Origin of the sequence: Flavobacterium marginilacus (assembly GCF_026870155.1) — a bacterium.
Lineage (GTDB): Bacteria > Bacteroidota > Bacteroidia > Flavobacteriales > Flavobacteriaceae > Flavobacterium > Flavobacterium marginilacus.
Window position 1 is genome coordinate 2,170,108 of record NZ_CP113975.1, and the last position, 14,699, is coordinate 2,184,806.

Below are 14,699 nucleotides of genomic sequence, written 5' to 3' on the forward strand. Positions count from 1 at the left end.
CATAATAAAAAAAATATGCAACTCGAAATAAAAAACCTCTCGAAAACCTATTCAAACGGACACAAAGCCCTAGATAATATAAATTTAACGATTAAAAAAGGAATGTTTGGCTTGCTTGGGCAAAATGGAGCCGGAAAGTCAAGCCTGATGCGAACAATTGCTACTCTGCAAGAAGCTGATTCAGGAAGCATTAAATTCAATGAAATAGATGTTTTTAAACAGCCCAATGAAATGCGAAAAATAATAGGATACTTACCCCAAGAATTTGGAGTGTACTCTGATGTTTCAGCGACAGATTTACTGCGTCATATTGCCCGCTTAAAAGGAATCGAAAACGAAAAGAATATTCTAGAAGTAACGAATTATTTTTTGAATAAAGTTAACTTATGGGATTCAAGAAATAAAAAACTAGGAACTTTTTCGGGAGGAATGAAACAGCGTTTTGGCATTGCGCAAGCACTTATTTCAGACCCTAAAATTATAATAGTAGATGAGCCAACGGCAGGGTTAGATCCTGTAGAACGCAATAGATTTTATGATATTTTGAGTGAAATAGGAGAAAATGCTGTTGTAATCTTATCGACACATATTGTCGAAGATGTAAACACTTTGTGTAATGATATGGCTATTATTGGCAACGGAAAAGTGCTAATAACCGGAGATCCAGATGATATTGAAATGAGTTTAGAGAATAAAATTTGGGAGAAAAAAATTAAAAAAAATGATTTTGAAAAATACAATCAAGAGTATAATATTATTTCTTCACGTATATATAGAGGCGAAGTTATCATCACTGTACTGGATCCTGAAATGCCTAATGGTAGCTTTTGGCCAAAAGCAACAAATTTAGAAGACGCCTACTTTTCAGTAATAAATGTTAAAAGAAATCAATATGTTTAAAAATATTTTTTTATTTGAGCTTAAACAGCAATCAAGAAAAAGAATGAATTATGTTTTCTTTATTTTGTTTGTTCTTCAAGGAATTTTCTACATAAAACACACTTCAGACTTTTTTAGTGCCGATACTTCGTTTCATAATGCCCCTTCAATTGTTTACGCTGTGCTGGCAGGAACAGGATACTTAACTTTTATTCTGGTAGCTTTTTTTGCATCCAAAGCATTGGGCAAAGATTTAGATGATAAAACTGCCTCGCTGTTTTACACCACAGCTGTAAGTGAATCTGCTTTTTTCTGGAGTCGTTATTTGAGTTCCTTTTTTATCTTATTAGCACTCTCTACAGGCTACCTTATTGGTATTTTAATATATCCTTACACTGGTATTTCGCCTCAAGAAAAGCTGATGACTTTTGATATGGCTAATTTTTTTAAAGCTATTTTTTACATTTTTTTACCTAATATTTTTGTTTATTTTAGTGTCAGTTTTTCACTTGCAACAATAATGAAAAAAAATATGGGTGCTTACATAGGAACACTCTTATTTTTTGTTCTTTTAATTTTTGGAGACTCTTCCAAAGATTATGGAGAAGTATATACTATGGCTGATGCCTCTGGTTTTGCCAATTTGCATTTAAAATTAGAAAACCTTACAGCTTTACAAAAAAACAGTTTCACATTACCTCTCGAAGGGTCTTTCCTCATCAATAGACTTATTTGGTTTAGCATTGCTACTATTTTGCTTTTTGTTGCTTACAAGGGGTTTTCTTTTTTAAAATTTAGTGAGAAAAAAAATAAATTTAAAAATGATGAACCAGCAAATACAATAATTCCAACATTAGATCTGCCTATAATTAAAATCGATTTATCCTTAAAAAGCAATATATCATCGATGTTGCGTATGGCATTATTTGAATTTAAAAATTCAATTCGACCTATTGGTTTTAAAATTTTTATGGGCTTCATTTTCACACTTTTTATCGTTTATGTTACCATATACCATCAAACCTATTATTCAGAAACGCAAACATTACCCATTACTTCAGAAATTCTAAAAGTAACCAAACCACTGGCATTTTTTATTTATTTATTCCTTATTGTTTCTACAACTGAATTATTATATAAAGAGCGAACAGCCGATTTTTGGTTAATTTCAGACGTTACACCAACTCCAAATTGGAGTGTAATCTTATCTAAAGTTTTGTCAATGTTCCTCTTATCTTTTTTGCTTTCATTAAGCTTTATTGTAATGGGAATTGTAGTGCAAACTTTTAAAGGCTTTTATGATTACCAAATAGATGTATATATAGGAGAATTGATTGGCAGGTGGTTGCCAAAATATTTTCAGTATGTATTATTGACTGTTTTTATTGCATCAATTACGGCAAAAAAACACATCACTTATATTATTACTTGTATGTTGCTTATGTTTACGGCAGTTACCCAAGAAATGGGAATGATTGAACAATTCAAATACCTGTTTACATTTGCTCCCGGAGGCGATTTTTATACCGATATGAATGGATATGGCATATTTGAACAAGCAAATAGCTATTTTGTAATTTACTGGTCATCATTCGCTTTATTCCTGTTTTTTATTTCTTTTATTGTTTGGCAAAGAGGTATTCCATTATCACTATTGCAAAGAGTGAAAAACAGCCAAAAGAGATTTAGCTATACAATTCTATTGGGTTTATTATTGTCGGGAACAATTTTTATGATTTATGCCAATAAAATAAATCAAACAACAGTAATCGATAATGAATTTTTAAGCAAAGAGCAACAACGGGAAGAAAACGCTTTGTATGAAAAAAAATACAGTAAATATAGTAATAGCAAGCAGGTTAAGGTTACAGACATAAAGGCAACTATAGATTTGTTCCCAAATGAGAGATATTTATTGCTAAATGCAGAAATGACCTTAAAAAGTAAAAACAATAAAAAAATAGACACCTTGCATATTGAATGGATTGACTTTTATACTATCAAAAAATTGGCCGTAAAAAATCATAATCTGAAAATAATTCAAGATGATAAAAAACTAAAGCACACAATTTATTTGATAACGCCTGCCATAGAAAAAAATCAACAGGTAGAACTTGTAGTAGAAGCAAACATTCAGCACAAAGGATTTACAAATAATGATCCACAACAGCATTTAACTTTTAACGGATCTTATTTTAAAAACGATATTTTTCCAAAATTTATTGGTTTTGATGCTGATAGAATTGTTTCTAAAAATCAATACCGTTCCCTTTTAGGTTTAACCAAATTGCATAATCGTTTGCCTAAAGTTAGTGATAATGTTTATGCCTCATCATTCGCGGATAGTATCAGCTATGATTTTACAATAAGTACAGCAAAAGAGCAACGTATAATTGCTCCAGGAGTACTCAAAAAAGAGTGGGTAAGCAATGCAAGAAATTATTATAACTACCAATCCTTTTCAGGTGCTTGGTATGATTTTGCAATTCTATCGGCCAAATTCTATTCCAAGAAAATTGAAATTACTAAAACATCAGACAGCAAGCCCTCAAAAATTGAAATTTATGCACACCCAAATCATTTATATAATCTTGATCTTATTGAAAATGCAGTAAAAAAAGCATTGCAGAATTTGTATCCAATTTTTGGAAATTATCCTTATCCCACAATAATAATTGCTGAACGTCCACGATACGATAACAAATTAGAAACGGCTGATAATATAATTTATTTGCCCGAAAACTATGCTTGGATTGCTAAAACCAGTAATAATACGAACGACGAATTTATCAATTACTTGTTTACTAAAATGATTGCAAAACAATATGTACAAAGATTATATCTAACGAAATCACAAGGTTTTCCTGTAATAATAAAATCAATTCCAGAATATTTGGCTTTACATTTTGTGCAAAAAGATTTTGGGAATCCTATTTTAGAACAGCATCTAAAAAATTTAGAAGATGATTATCAAAAAGGAATTTCCTCTGCCAGCAATAAAGAAATACATTGGAAACAAAGTGACGATTATGCCGATTATATTTCAGAATCAAAAGGAGGATTAGAACTTTATAAATTGTCCAAAAAGCAAGGAACCGCTGTGTTTTTAGACAAATTAAGGACATTCTATTCGGTAAACAAAGACAAGAAAATTTCGGCTAAAGATTTTACATTTTTAGAATAAATAAACATCTAAAGTTTTGCTAAAAATATAGCAGACGTGGCAATGACTGCCGAATGGGAACTCGCATTGCAGAAAATCGAGAACAACGAAGCTGATGCAGGGGTATTTCTAAAGGAAATGGAAACTTACGCTTCATCTATTACCAATGAATTATTGCAAACTTCCATTGCCCAAAATAACCTGCCTAAATTGGTTTGTCCGAAATGCAAAAGCCAGCAACTTATTATCCGTGATAAAATTGTCAAATGTCCCGATGAGGTTTGTAATTGGGTGCAGTTTCGTAATGTGTGTGGCGTACAAATCGGTATAGCCGATATTGAAAGCCTTGTCAGCAAGGGCAAAACTTCACTCATCAAAGGAATGAAAAGCAAAGCAGAAAAGAAGTTCGACGCCTCATCGTCTTAAATGACAAAGCCGAAAGTTCCTTTGAGTTTGCTAAAAATAAAAACTACAAAAAGTAATGGAAAATAAACCTGCCATTAGCACAACGGAAATCAGAAATCTGATTTATTCCATACGTGGAAAGCAAGTGATGCTGGATAACGACCTCGCTTCCTTATACCAGGTGGAAACAAAGAACCTGAACAAAGCCGTAAAAAGAAATATTGAAAGGTTTCCTGTTTCTTTTTGTTTTCAACTGACCGAAGAAGAGGTTGAAAACTTGAGGTTCCAATTTGGAACCTCAAGTTTGAGTTACGGCGGAAGACGTTATCTGCCTTATGTTTTTACCGGACAAGGTGTTGCAATGGCTTCTGCCATACTTCGTTCAGATATTGCTGTTAAAGTCAGTGTTGAAATTATGGAAGCCTTTGTAGAAATGCGTAGAATGATTATCAGCAACGCTTCTTTGTTTCATCGTTTGGATAAGATTGAAATTAAACAACTGGAAGCTGACCAAAAATTTGAAGCCATTTTTAAGGCGATGGAAAGCGACAAGCTCCACAGCGAAAAAGGTATTTTCTACAACGGGCAGATTTTCGATGCCTATACTTTTATTTCAGATATTATGCGAAGGACTAAAAGTTCCATTGTTCTGATTGATAATTATGTGGATGATACAGTGCTGACCTTATTGGGCAAACGTAAGGATAATGTCACCGCAACAATCTATACTAAAACTATCAGCAATCAACTACGGCTGGACTTGCAACGGTACAACAGCCAATATCCTCCTATTGAAATTGAGATTTTTTCCGATGCCCACGACCGTTTTTTAATTATTGACAATAAAGAGCTTTATCATATCGGAGCATCACTGAAAGACCTGGGTAAAAAATGGTTTGCCTTTTCACGAATGGATATTGAAGTTGGTAAGATGCTTCAAATTTTGAAAAACCGATAAACCTTAATTTATTTCACTCGCTTCATCGGAAAAGTCTGTTTTTATTCTTGTCTATTTTTAATTCCCTATATTTCGGATGTTAAGCACCGTTTATTTTGTCTATAATTGTTTTACATTCTTGGTCATTAATTCCTATTTTTTTCAATTGACGAAGATTTTCTAAAACAATTCCTTTGTTGTCCGAAGTTATTAAGTCGTATGGGAAATTTGTCTCAAGTAATTTAGATCGTAAAATTTCTTTTTGTTCGTTCAATTTTGTTTTTGCATCACTGTAAAATTCGTCTATCCCGGATTTGATTATTGGTGCTATTTGTATTAGTTCAATAATATTAGTTCTTTCGTTTAAAGCATTTATGAAGTTTATGTTTTTATTAGAATCTAATTTATCAGATATTAACCATTCACAGGCTGACTTCAAATCAAGTAATAATAACCAAGAATTTAAATCTAAATTTTGGTCAATTAGTTTGCCGTGAGCTACTCTGTTTCTAATTAATGGAAATATAAAAGCAAAATATTCATAATCAACTTCTGTATTCTCTTTCTCCATTAAGAGATTAATCTTGTCGCCAAGTGATGAATTTAATAGTGAGTTTTCAGCAATACCAAATTCAATACAATAGTCATATAAAATACCTTCTATTTGCTGTGGAACGACATTACAAAAGAGCTGTGTTTTTCCTTTTTCAATCAAGTCTAAAATATCATCAATAAGTTCTTTTCTTTGTGACAATCTTTTATTTTTATTGATAGAATTTTTAATAGAATTGATGGTTACATCAAGACTAAAATCCTTTTTTAATTCTTCTAAAAATTCGATTTTGTTTGTTCTATATAATTTTTCTAATTCAAAATATCTGCGCAGAGCAAGGTTTCCTAATTTGTTTCTAATTTCAGAAAGATATTCTAATTTGTAAGTGTGTTGAGCAAAATTATAATGGTAAGTATAGTGCGGAAATAGTTGAAATGTTGATGGTAGTTGAATTTTATTTTTGTTTGTCTCAGTTGAAAGGTGGTTTTTGATGTAAGAAAGTATTTGTTGTTCAGCTTCTTTCTGTTTGCCGATGAAGTGAATTAATAATTTTTCTTTATAATTTTTACCTTCTTCAAATTCCTTGTTTTTTAAATCTTCAAGTTGCTTTATATAGTCGGATTTATCTTTTTCTATCTTATTAAGGTCTTCGATAATCGTTTTTACCTTTTGCTCCAAATTTCCAGAGTGATTAGGAACCAAACAAAAATAAGTTTCGCAAATTTTATTGTAAAATTCGTTTTCACTTTTAGGAACAACTTCAATTAAATCATATTTTTCAGCATCAAATCTTTCAACATATTTGTCACGTAAGTCTTGAAAAGATAAGGTTAGACAGTCGTCAGAAATGAAGTAATTTAAAAATGCTCTCGTCAGTACTTTAAAGTCAGTGTTTAATGGAGCGTGATTTTGTTCTACTTCACTAATAGAATCAGATACATCTCTCATTATAATTTCGCCTATATATTTACTCATTTTCTGTTTTTTTTTAAATTGTACCTACCGTTAGTCTGTGAATAAACTCAAAAAGTGTCTCTCAGAATCGGCTGTGTCAAATTTTTCTCCGACAGGTATCCGAATAGTTTCTCTTTTTGACTTAGTTTTTTCACAGCCTGACAGTCTCGTCGCTACAAGAGGTTTGGGATTAAATAAAGCCTTATTTTCGGATTTGCCAAAACTTCCCAAATACAAGACAATTTTCAAATTAAGCCAAATGCTCAAATCTCTTGTAACGACTTTGTGTGCCCTGCATGAGCAGGACACACGCTGTAGTGTTAGATAAAAATCCGAAAATACAAATTTTGGATTAGAAAACAAATCCTACAGCGTGTATTTTTCCAGAGGGTGTAAGTCCCTTATGGGCGGATTGAAAACCCGAACCATTAGCACGTCGCAAGGTTGTTAGCTGTGAAGCTAGAACTGAAGGAAGCGAACCGGCAAAAGTCTGTACCGACGAACAGAAATTGCATAAGAGGCATAGCAACAAGGATGAGTATGCACAGCAATACGAAGTCCAAAACAGTGTCCTGAACATGCTATGAAATCAGGTTGTTGTTATGTAGATGCAGCGGGGATAGACCGAAGGAAAAAGTTCTTACCAGGGGAGGTCTTGGCAACTACGAGTTGGTTAAGCCAAGAAGTCAGCAGAGGTCATAGTGCTTGGGGCAACGAGTTGCGAATAGATACCGCACAGGACTCACAAACAAGGAAGGACTGAACGCAAATCTCCAAGAAATTCGATTAGGAAAGTTATCTTAGCCTAGTCTTAAAGTAAATTATGGATAGCCCAAGAGGTGTAAAGAGCTTTTGGATGACGATTTGCGAACCGCCGAATACGTGACCCGTACGTTCGGTGGTGTGAGAGGCGCACTCCGTTCCGTTGGGGGCGGAGCCGTCTACTCGATTTTATTCTATTTGTTTTTCCGTTCAAATTAGCAATCCGTTTTCTTTCAGATGCTTAAATATTATTTTATCAACTTCCGATATTATGTTTAAATCTTTGTAATTTAACCATTTAATTTCTTCTATTTCATTATTTTCTTTTAGATTTCCAATGTAATTAGCTTTATAACACGTCATTTTTACAATTACTCCTTCAATAGCTCCGTCTGATTGAGCTTTAAACGTTCCAATATATTCGATAGATTCACTTATTATTTTGACACTTAATTCTTCTTGAATTTCTCTAATTAAAGTTTGCTCGTCGGTTTCTTCATTTTCTCTTTTTCCTCCTGGAATATAATATTTATTTTTTCCTTTTGATTTTGTGCTTAAAATTTGACCATTTTCAATTTTTATTAATGCAATTTTATCAATTTCTTTCATCAGATTTCTTTTTTCATTTTGTCTGCAATTTTCGATTCCAACTTTCACATTTCTGCTTTTCAAGTTTTCGTTTTTATACTCCAACTTTCCAATTTCTATTTTTCAAGTTTTACTTTTCAACTCCAACAAATCTGAAATCTAAAATAGTTAATCTAAAATCGATTTTTTTAGCGTTTTCTTTCGTTATAGCTGTCGCACAACTCATAAATAAACGCAATGCTTATATTGTATATGCCCAAAACTTAATGCTCAAAAATACAAATTAATTTTGCCTCTACCTGTTTATCTCGTCAAAATCTGCCTTTCAACGCCAAACCCTACCACTTCTTCAAAAGCTCTCAATTCCTGCTCTAATTTTAGGTTTCAGACAAAATTCTAAACAAAATAGAGTATGGATACACATAAAGACCTATCGTATTTCAGATTACGACTGCAAGAATTATTAAACACCAGCTTCCCTGAAAAAGCAAACGACCAGAAATTTATTGAGGAACGTTCCTTGTGGGTGCCAATGCCTACGAGGATGCTTTTCGTTCGGGAAATCCTATTGAGCAATGCAACGAAATAGCCAATTACATACTTTTTGAGGGCTTGTATTTCTTCAAATTTGACACCGTTTTTCAGGTAGTCTGTAATGAGTTTGATACCATAATGGCAGACGAGGAATTGCGACCATTTGCACTGAAAATGTTCCCTGTTTGTGAACTTGTTTTCTCCAACTATGAACTAACCGATGATTTCGCATACGGTTATGAGTTTGCCCTGCTCTATACCGAAATAACGGGAACCATCGCAATATGGATAGCCGAAAATGGGCTTCAGTAAAAAGCAACATCTCCAACAGAACATTGATGCCCTGCGAATTGCTTTTAAACTGGAAAAGGAGAAACGCCAAGCCACCGTAGGCGAAAGACTGCTAATGATGCAATATAGCGGATTTGGCGGTCTTAAATTCGTGCTGAACCCCATAGCGAGCGAAATAGACATCAATAATTGGAGAAAAACCGAACATGACCTTTTTCCACTCACGCAGGAACTCCACCAGCTACTCAAAGAAAATTCCGAAGACGAAAAACAATACCGCAGGTATGTAGATAGTATGAAAAGCTCTGTACTGACGGCTTTTTATACACCGCCCCAGATTATAGATGCGATTTCCGCAACCTTGCGTGAAAGCGGTCTGAATATTCAAAAATTCCTCGAACCCTCCGCAGGTATTGGCTCATTCGTACAATCCTTTTCAGAAAACCAAAAAGCCAGTGTGACCGCCTATGAAAAGGATTTGCTGACAGGCAAGATTTTAAAACAGCTTTATCCCGAAAACAATATCCGTGTAAGTGGTTTTGAGGAAATACCCGAAAAGGAACAAAACAGCTATGATGTAATTGCCAGCAATATTCCTTTTGGCGACACTTCTATATTTGACCTTTCTTATTCCCGAAGCAAAGACACGGCAAAAGTACAGGCTTCCCGAAGCATACATAATTACTTCTTTCTGAAAGGTGCTGATATGCTCCGTGAGGGCGGTTTGTTGACTTATATTACTTCACAGGGTATTCTGAATAGCCCCAAGAACGAACCGATACGCAGGGCGTTGATGCAGGATAACAATTTAGTTTCAGTTATCCGATTGCCTAACAACCTGTTTACAGAATATGCAGGTACGGAGGTTGGCAGTGATTTGATTATACTGCAAAAGAACACAGTAAAACAAAGTCTGACCGAAAGGGAAGATCTGTTTTGCCAAAGCAACCGAACGGAATACGATACTCCAAGCAATGCACTCTTTCAGGACAGTACAAGGATTGTGCATACCCACCGAAAATTAGATACCGACCCTTACGGTCAGCCTGCCTTAATTTATACACATAAAGTCGGCGTTGACGGAATTGCTAAAGACCTCAAACAAATGCTTTCCGAAGATTTTGGCAAGCATCTGAATTTGAATTTATACAAAGGCGAACGGAACAATGAGCCTATAATACAAATTCCGATTGAACCAAAGGTTACACCTCCGGTTATCGAACCTTTAATCATTCAGCAAAAACCGCAACCTGTACCCATTCCCGTAATCATTCCGGAAAGCCCACAGGAATTTAAACAGTTAAGCATTTTTGACCTGTTTGAAAATGCGGGCGAGCCTATAATGTTTCTTGCTCCAACCAAAAGAGTGACACAAGTTAAAAGGCAAAGCACTAAAAAAATCAACCGTGCAATAGGTCGCCAAACCGACCTGTTCAATGGGATGCAACAAACTTATACACCTCCAGTTACAAATAGAATTACTAACGGAAGTACATTAAACAATGACAAAAAACAAGAAGCTATCGGCGACCTGTTTTCGAGTAGCAACGGGAATGCCCGATCTGATAAGCCAGTCATTCCCAACACCATTCCTGAACCTGCTCCTTATAGTCGCGAATTGCAACCGTTCTATCGTAACGATTGCCTTGTCTTGGATAAGGATTGGGTAGGTCATTTGCAAGATGTAGATACATCTGCTGGTACGGCGGTTTTCCATCCTTTGCAGTTACCGTCTTTGCAAAAAGCAAGAGCCGAAGCGTATATCGGAGTACGTGATGTTTACCAAGAGCTTTATAATAAAGAGGCGAAGTTTAAGACCGAATATAAGGAAGAAAGAGAAAACTTTAACCGTTTATACGATGCCTTTGTCAAAAGGTATGGCAATCTCAACAGTGCCGATAATGCCAAATTGATTAAAACAGACAGTTCTGGTAAGGAAATCCCTTATTTGGAGCGTGTTGTTGGTGGCGTGGTACACAAGGCGGATATATTCAGCCGTCCTGTAAGTTTTTCTACCATAACATTAGCAACAGACAATCCCGAAGAAGCATTAGTAGCTTCACTGAACAAATACGGAAGCGTGAATTTGTACTATATGTCCGAAATCAGCAGTATGACGGACGATGCTTTGAAAGAAGCCTTACACGGTCGTATTTTCTACAATCCTTTGCAAAAGGAACATGAAATATCCGAACGCTGGATTGCAGGGAATGTGGTTGAAAAAGCCGAAGCGGTCAAAGTCTATCTCGAAAACAATTCCGATGATAGCCAAGCCAAGGCAAGCCTTACGGTTTTGGAAGAAGCCCGACCAAGACGTATCGAATTTGAAGAACTGGATTTTAATTTGGGCGAACGCTGGATATCCACAGGGATTTATGCCCGTTTTGCTTCACATCTTTTTGATGCAGAAGTAGCCATCCATTATTCCGAAAGTGCTGATGACTTTTCTGTAAAGTGCGACCAGAAGAATGTTCATATATGGGAAAAATACGCTGTCAAAGCAGAAAGCAGAACCTTTGACGGAATTTCCCTGCTCAAACACGCCCTTGTCAATACTACACCAGACATTACCAAAAAAATCAGAATTGGCGACCAAGAGGTTAAAGTGCGGGATATGGAGGCTATACAAATGGCAAACACCAAGATTGACGAAATCCGTTCCGCTTTTACCGATTGGCTTCACGCCCAAAGCGATGAGTTTAAAAACAGGCTGACCGACCAATACAACGATACGTTTAACTGTTTTGTCCGACCGAACTATGACGGAATACATCAGGATTTTCCAGGATTAGACCGTAAAGTACTCGGTATTGAAGACCTGTATTCCAGCCAAAAGGACACCGTTTGGATGATAAAGTTGAACAATGGAGCTATCTGTGACCACGAAGTAGGCGCAGGAAAAACCCTTGTGATGTGTACCGCATCACAGGAAATGAAACGTTTGGGATTAGCCCACAAGCCAATGGTTATAGGACTGAAAAGCAATGTTCACGAAATTGCCGAAGCCTACCGTACTGCCTATCCACACGCTAAAATTCTGTTTCCGGGCAAAGAAGATTTTACGCCCCAAAAACGCCTGAGGATTTTTGGGGATATTAAAAACAACGATTGGGATTGTGTTATTCTGACACACGACCAATTCGGAATGATACCACAATCGCCCGAAATGCAAAAGGAAATCCTGGAAATAGAACTGGACAGCGTAGAGCGTAATCTCGATGCCCTGCAATCGCAAGGCAAGGAAGTGACCAGAGGCATGCTTGCCGGAGTAATCAAGCGGAAAGAAAACCTCGAAGTCAAACTCAAAACCCTGCAACACGATATTGAAAATCGCAAAGATGACGTGGTGGATTTTAAGATGATGGGCATAGACCATTTATTTGTGGACGAAAGCCACCAATTTAAAAACCTAATGTTCAACACAAGGCATACAAGGGTTGCTGGATTGGGAAATGTGGACGGAAGCCAAAAAGCAATGAACCTGCTCTTTGCTATCCGTACCATTCAGGAACGTACAAATGCGGATATGGGAGCAACCTTTCTGTCGGGAACTACTATCAGTAACTCATTAACAGAGCTGTACTTGCTGTTCAAATACCTGCGACCAAGAGCAATGGAAAAACAGGGCATTCATTCTTTTGATGCCTGGGCAGCTATCTATGCAAGAAAAACGACCGATTATGAATTTTCTGTGGCTAATAATATCGTCGCAAAAGAGCGTTTCAGATACTTTATCAAAGTGCCGGAACTGGCTCAGTTCTATTCCGAAATTACTGATTACAGGACGGCAAAAGATATAGGCATTGACCGCCCAAATAAAAATGAAATATTGTATAACATACCGCCTACACCAGATCAAGCTGTATTTATCCAAAAGCTGATGGAATTTGCCAAAACTGGGAATGGCGAATTGCTCGGAAGACCTCCATTGTCACAAAGTGAAGAAAAAGCAAAGATGCTCATCGCTACAGATTATGCCCGAAAAATGTCTTTGGATATGCGGATGGTAAGTGCAATATATGAAGACCATCCCGACAACAAGGCTTCGCATTGTGCAAAAAATATTGCCAAATATTACAACCAATACAGTGCACAGAAAGGAACGCAGTTCGTTTTCTCTGATTTAGGAACCTACAAATCAAACGAATGGAATGTGTACTCCGAAATCAAATGTAAGCTCGTGGAAGACCATGACATCCCTGCACATGAAGTCCGCTTTATACAAGAAGCCAAAACAGACAAGCAACGTAAAGAGCTTATCAAAGGGATGAACGAGGGTAAAATTCGTGTGCTCTTCGGTTCTACAAGTATGCTAGGAACAGGTGTAAACGCACAGAAAAGAGCCGTTGCGGTTCATCATTTGGATACTCCGTGGAGACCCAGCGACCTTGCCCAACGTGACGGAAGGGCTGTACGCAAAGGCAATGAAATTGCAAAACATTTTGCAGACAACAAAGTAGATGTCATTATCTATGCCGTAGAAAAATCATTAGATAGTTATAAGTTCAACCTGCTGTACAATAAACAGCTTTTTATTGACCAGCTAAAAACCAACAATCTAGGAAAGCGAACCATTGATGAAGGCAGTATGGACGAAAAATCGGGAATGAATTTTTCTGAATATGTGGCTATCCTATCAGGCAATACAGATCTGCTGGATAAAGCAAAATTGGAAAAACAGATTGCTGGATTAGAAAGCGAAAAACAGGCATTCAATCGTTCTAAGTTCAGTGCCAAATATAAATTGCAAGACTTTACGGAACTGCTAGAAAGTGCGCAATCCCGTTGTAACCGAATGCACCTTGACTGGGGGAATTTACAAAAGCGCATACAAAAGCGTTCGGACGGGACTATCGAAAATCCTGTTTTGCTGGACGGTTTATCGCCCAATGCAGATATAAAACAAATCGGTGCTAAGCTCAACCAGCTTGCCGACAAAGCCCGCACTGGAGGTCAGTATGAAGAAATAGGAAGCCTGTATGGATTTACGTTGTTGGTCAAAACTGAAATATCCGAAAAAGAGGGTATGGATATAAGCGTAAACCGATTTTTGATACAGGGCGAAGGCAATATCAAATACACCTACAACAACGGTTTAGTAGCAAAAGACCCTGACACCGCTTCATTGAACTTTCTGAAGGCGTTGGAAAAACTGCCCAGCTACATTAACCAGGAACAAAAGAAGATTACCGAAACTCAAAAAGATCTGCCTATACTTCAGGAATTGGTGGTTCGTACCTGGTCTAAAGAAAATAGATTGAGCGAACTTAAAACAGAATTGGCTGGCGTTGAGAGAAAGATACAGTTGTCAATTACTCCAGAAGCGAAAGAAGAAGCTGTGGAGCAGAGCGAAAAACAGGAACAAACTCCAAACAATTCGGAGGATATTGTAGGGATAAAAGGTATTCATTTACCTTGAAGAGTATTCTAATGTGTAAAAGTATACACTACATTTGGTTCTTTTCTTTGTCCACTCAATTGGAACATTGTAAGCGTGAATCAAAATGTATTATTATTTCACTTTTTTACAAATGGCAGCTCGCTTAATAGAGATATACCTATATAAATCAGAATGTTAAGCTTTCCAGTTTCTTTCACATAATTACCAGCTATAAAGTAAGCCCCATCAATAG

General features: G+C 36.2%; 9 protein-coding genes. 7 read left to right on the top strand and 2 right to left on the bottom strand.

What is annotated here, in order from left to right; genetic code table 11:
• The first annotated feature begins 15 nt into the window (after window positions 1-15).
• The 4 genes from OZP07_RS09270 to OZP07_RS09285 are packed head-to-tail and all read left to right on the top strand — an operon-like array spanning window position 16 to window position 5,405.
• Window positions 16-900: an ABC transporter ATP-binding protein gene (locus OZP07_RS09270; protein WP_281638119.1), complete on the top strand. Its 885-nt coding sequence runs from the start codon at window positions 16-18 to the stop codon at window positions 898-900.
• Window positions 893-4,063 carry a hypothetical protein gene (locus tag OZP07_RS09275; RefSeq protein WP_281638120.1) on the top strand — a complete coding sequence of 1,057 codons (3,171 nt, stop codon included), beginning with the start codon at window positions 893-895 and terminating at the stop codon, window positions 4,061-4,063. The genes OZP07_RS09270 and OZP07_RS09275 overlap by 8 nt, the downstream gene beginning before the upstream one ends.
• 42 nt (window positions 4,064-4,105) lie before the next feature.
• A complete protein-coding gene (locus OZP07_RS09280; protein ID WP_432419549.1) occupies window positions 4,106-4,468 on the top strand; it encodes a topoisomerase C-terminal repeat-containing protein in 363 nt (120 codons plus the stop codon).
• Window positions 4,469-4,523: 55 nt separating this feature from the next.
• Window positions 4,524-5,405, top strand: coding sequence for an ORF6N domain-containing protein (locus tag OZP07_RS09285; RefSeq protein ID WP_281638121.1), 882 nt, complete (start codon window positions 4,524-4,526; stop codon window positions 5,403-5,405).
• A 79-nt stretch (window positions 5,406-5,484) separates the two neighbouring features.
• Here OZP07_RS09285 and OZP07_RS09290 read toward each other — a convergent pair whose 3' ends face one another.
• Together OZP07_RS09290 and OZP07_RS09295 are read right to left on the bottom strand one after the other, a co-directional pair.
• The gene (locus OZP07_RS09290) at window positions 5,485-6,912 is read right to left on the bottom strand and encodes a hypothetical protein (RefSeq protein ID WP_281638122.1); all 1,428 of its coding nucleotides are present in this window, start codon (window positions 6,910-6,912) and stop codon (window positions 5,485-5,487) included.
• Window positions 6,913-7,863: 951 nt separating this feature from the next.
• Window positions 7,864-8,262, bottom strand: coding sequence for an NUDIX hydrolase (locus OZP07_RS09295; protein WP_281638123.1), 399 nt, complete (start codon window positions 8,260-8,262; stop codon window positions 7,864-7,866).
• A 391-nt stretch (window positions 8,263-8,653) separates the two neighbouring features.
• Here OZP07_RS09295 and OZP07_RS22235 point away from each other — a divergent pair, with 391 nt between their 5' ends.
• From OZP07_RS22235 to OZP07_RS09305, 3 genes are read left to right on the top strand one after another with little or no spacing between them, the layout of a single operon-like run.
• Window positions 8,654-8,830, top strand: coding sequence for a DUF1896 family protein (locus OZP07_RS22235; RefSeq protein WP_432419550.1), 177 nt, complete (start codon window positions 8,654-8,656; stop codon window positions 8,828-8,830).
• Complete coding sequence (locus OZP07_RS09300; protein ID WP_432419551.1) at window positions 8,764-9,087, top strand: DUF1896 family protein; 324 nt, start codon at window positions 8,764-8,766, stop codon at window positions 9,085-9,087. The genes OZP07_RS22235 and OZP07_RS09300 overlap by 67 nt, the downstream gene beginning before the upstream one ends.
• Window positions 9,074-14,485: an N-6 DNA methylase gene (locus OZP07_RS09305; RefSeq protein ID WP_281638124.1), complete on the top strand. Its 5,412-nt coding sequence runs from the start codon at window positions 9,074-9,076 to the stop codon at window positions 14,483-14,485. The genes OZP07_RS09300 and OZP07_RS09305 overlap by 14 nt, the downstream gene beginning before the upstream one ends.
• Window positions 14,486-14,699 lie beyond the last annotated feature (214 nt).

What these genes read in the sequence shown, in the direction of transcription:
- OZP07_RS09270 (WP_281638119.1), top strand. Translation starts at nt 16, where the DNA reads ATGCAACTCGAAATAAAAAACCTCTCGAAAACCTATTCAAACGGACAC.
- OZP07_RS09275 (WP_281638120.1), top strand. Translation starts at nt 893, where the DNA reads ATGTTTAAAAATATTTTTTTATTTGAGCTTAAACAGCAATCAAGAAAA.
- OZP07_RS09280 (WP_432419549.1), top strand. Translation starts at nt 4,106, where the DNA reads ATGACTGCCGAATGGGAACTCGCATTGCAGAAAATCGAGAACAACGAA.
- OZP07_RS09285 (WP_281638121.1), top strand. Translation starts at nt 4,524, where the DNA reads ATGGAAAATAAACCTGCCATTAGCACAACGGAAATCAGAAATCTGATT.
- OZP07_RS09290 (WP_281638122.1), bottom strand. Translation starts at nt 6,912, where the DNA reads ATGAGTAAATATATAGGCGAAATTATAATGAGAGATGTATCTGATTCT.
- OZP07_RS09295 (WP_281638123.1), bottom strand. Translation starts at nt 8,262, where the DNA reads ATGAAAGAAATTGATAAAATTGCATTAATAAAAATTGAAAATGGTCAA.
- OZP07_RS22235 (WP_432419550.1), top strand. Translation starts at nt 8,654, where the DNA reads ATGGATACACATAAAGACCTATCGTATTTCAGATTACGACTGCAAGAA.
- OZP07_RS09305 (WP_281638124.1), top strand. Translation starts at nt 9,074, where the DNA reads ATGGGCTTCAGTAAAAAGCAACATCTCCAACAGAACATTGATGCCCTG.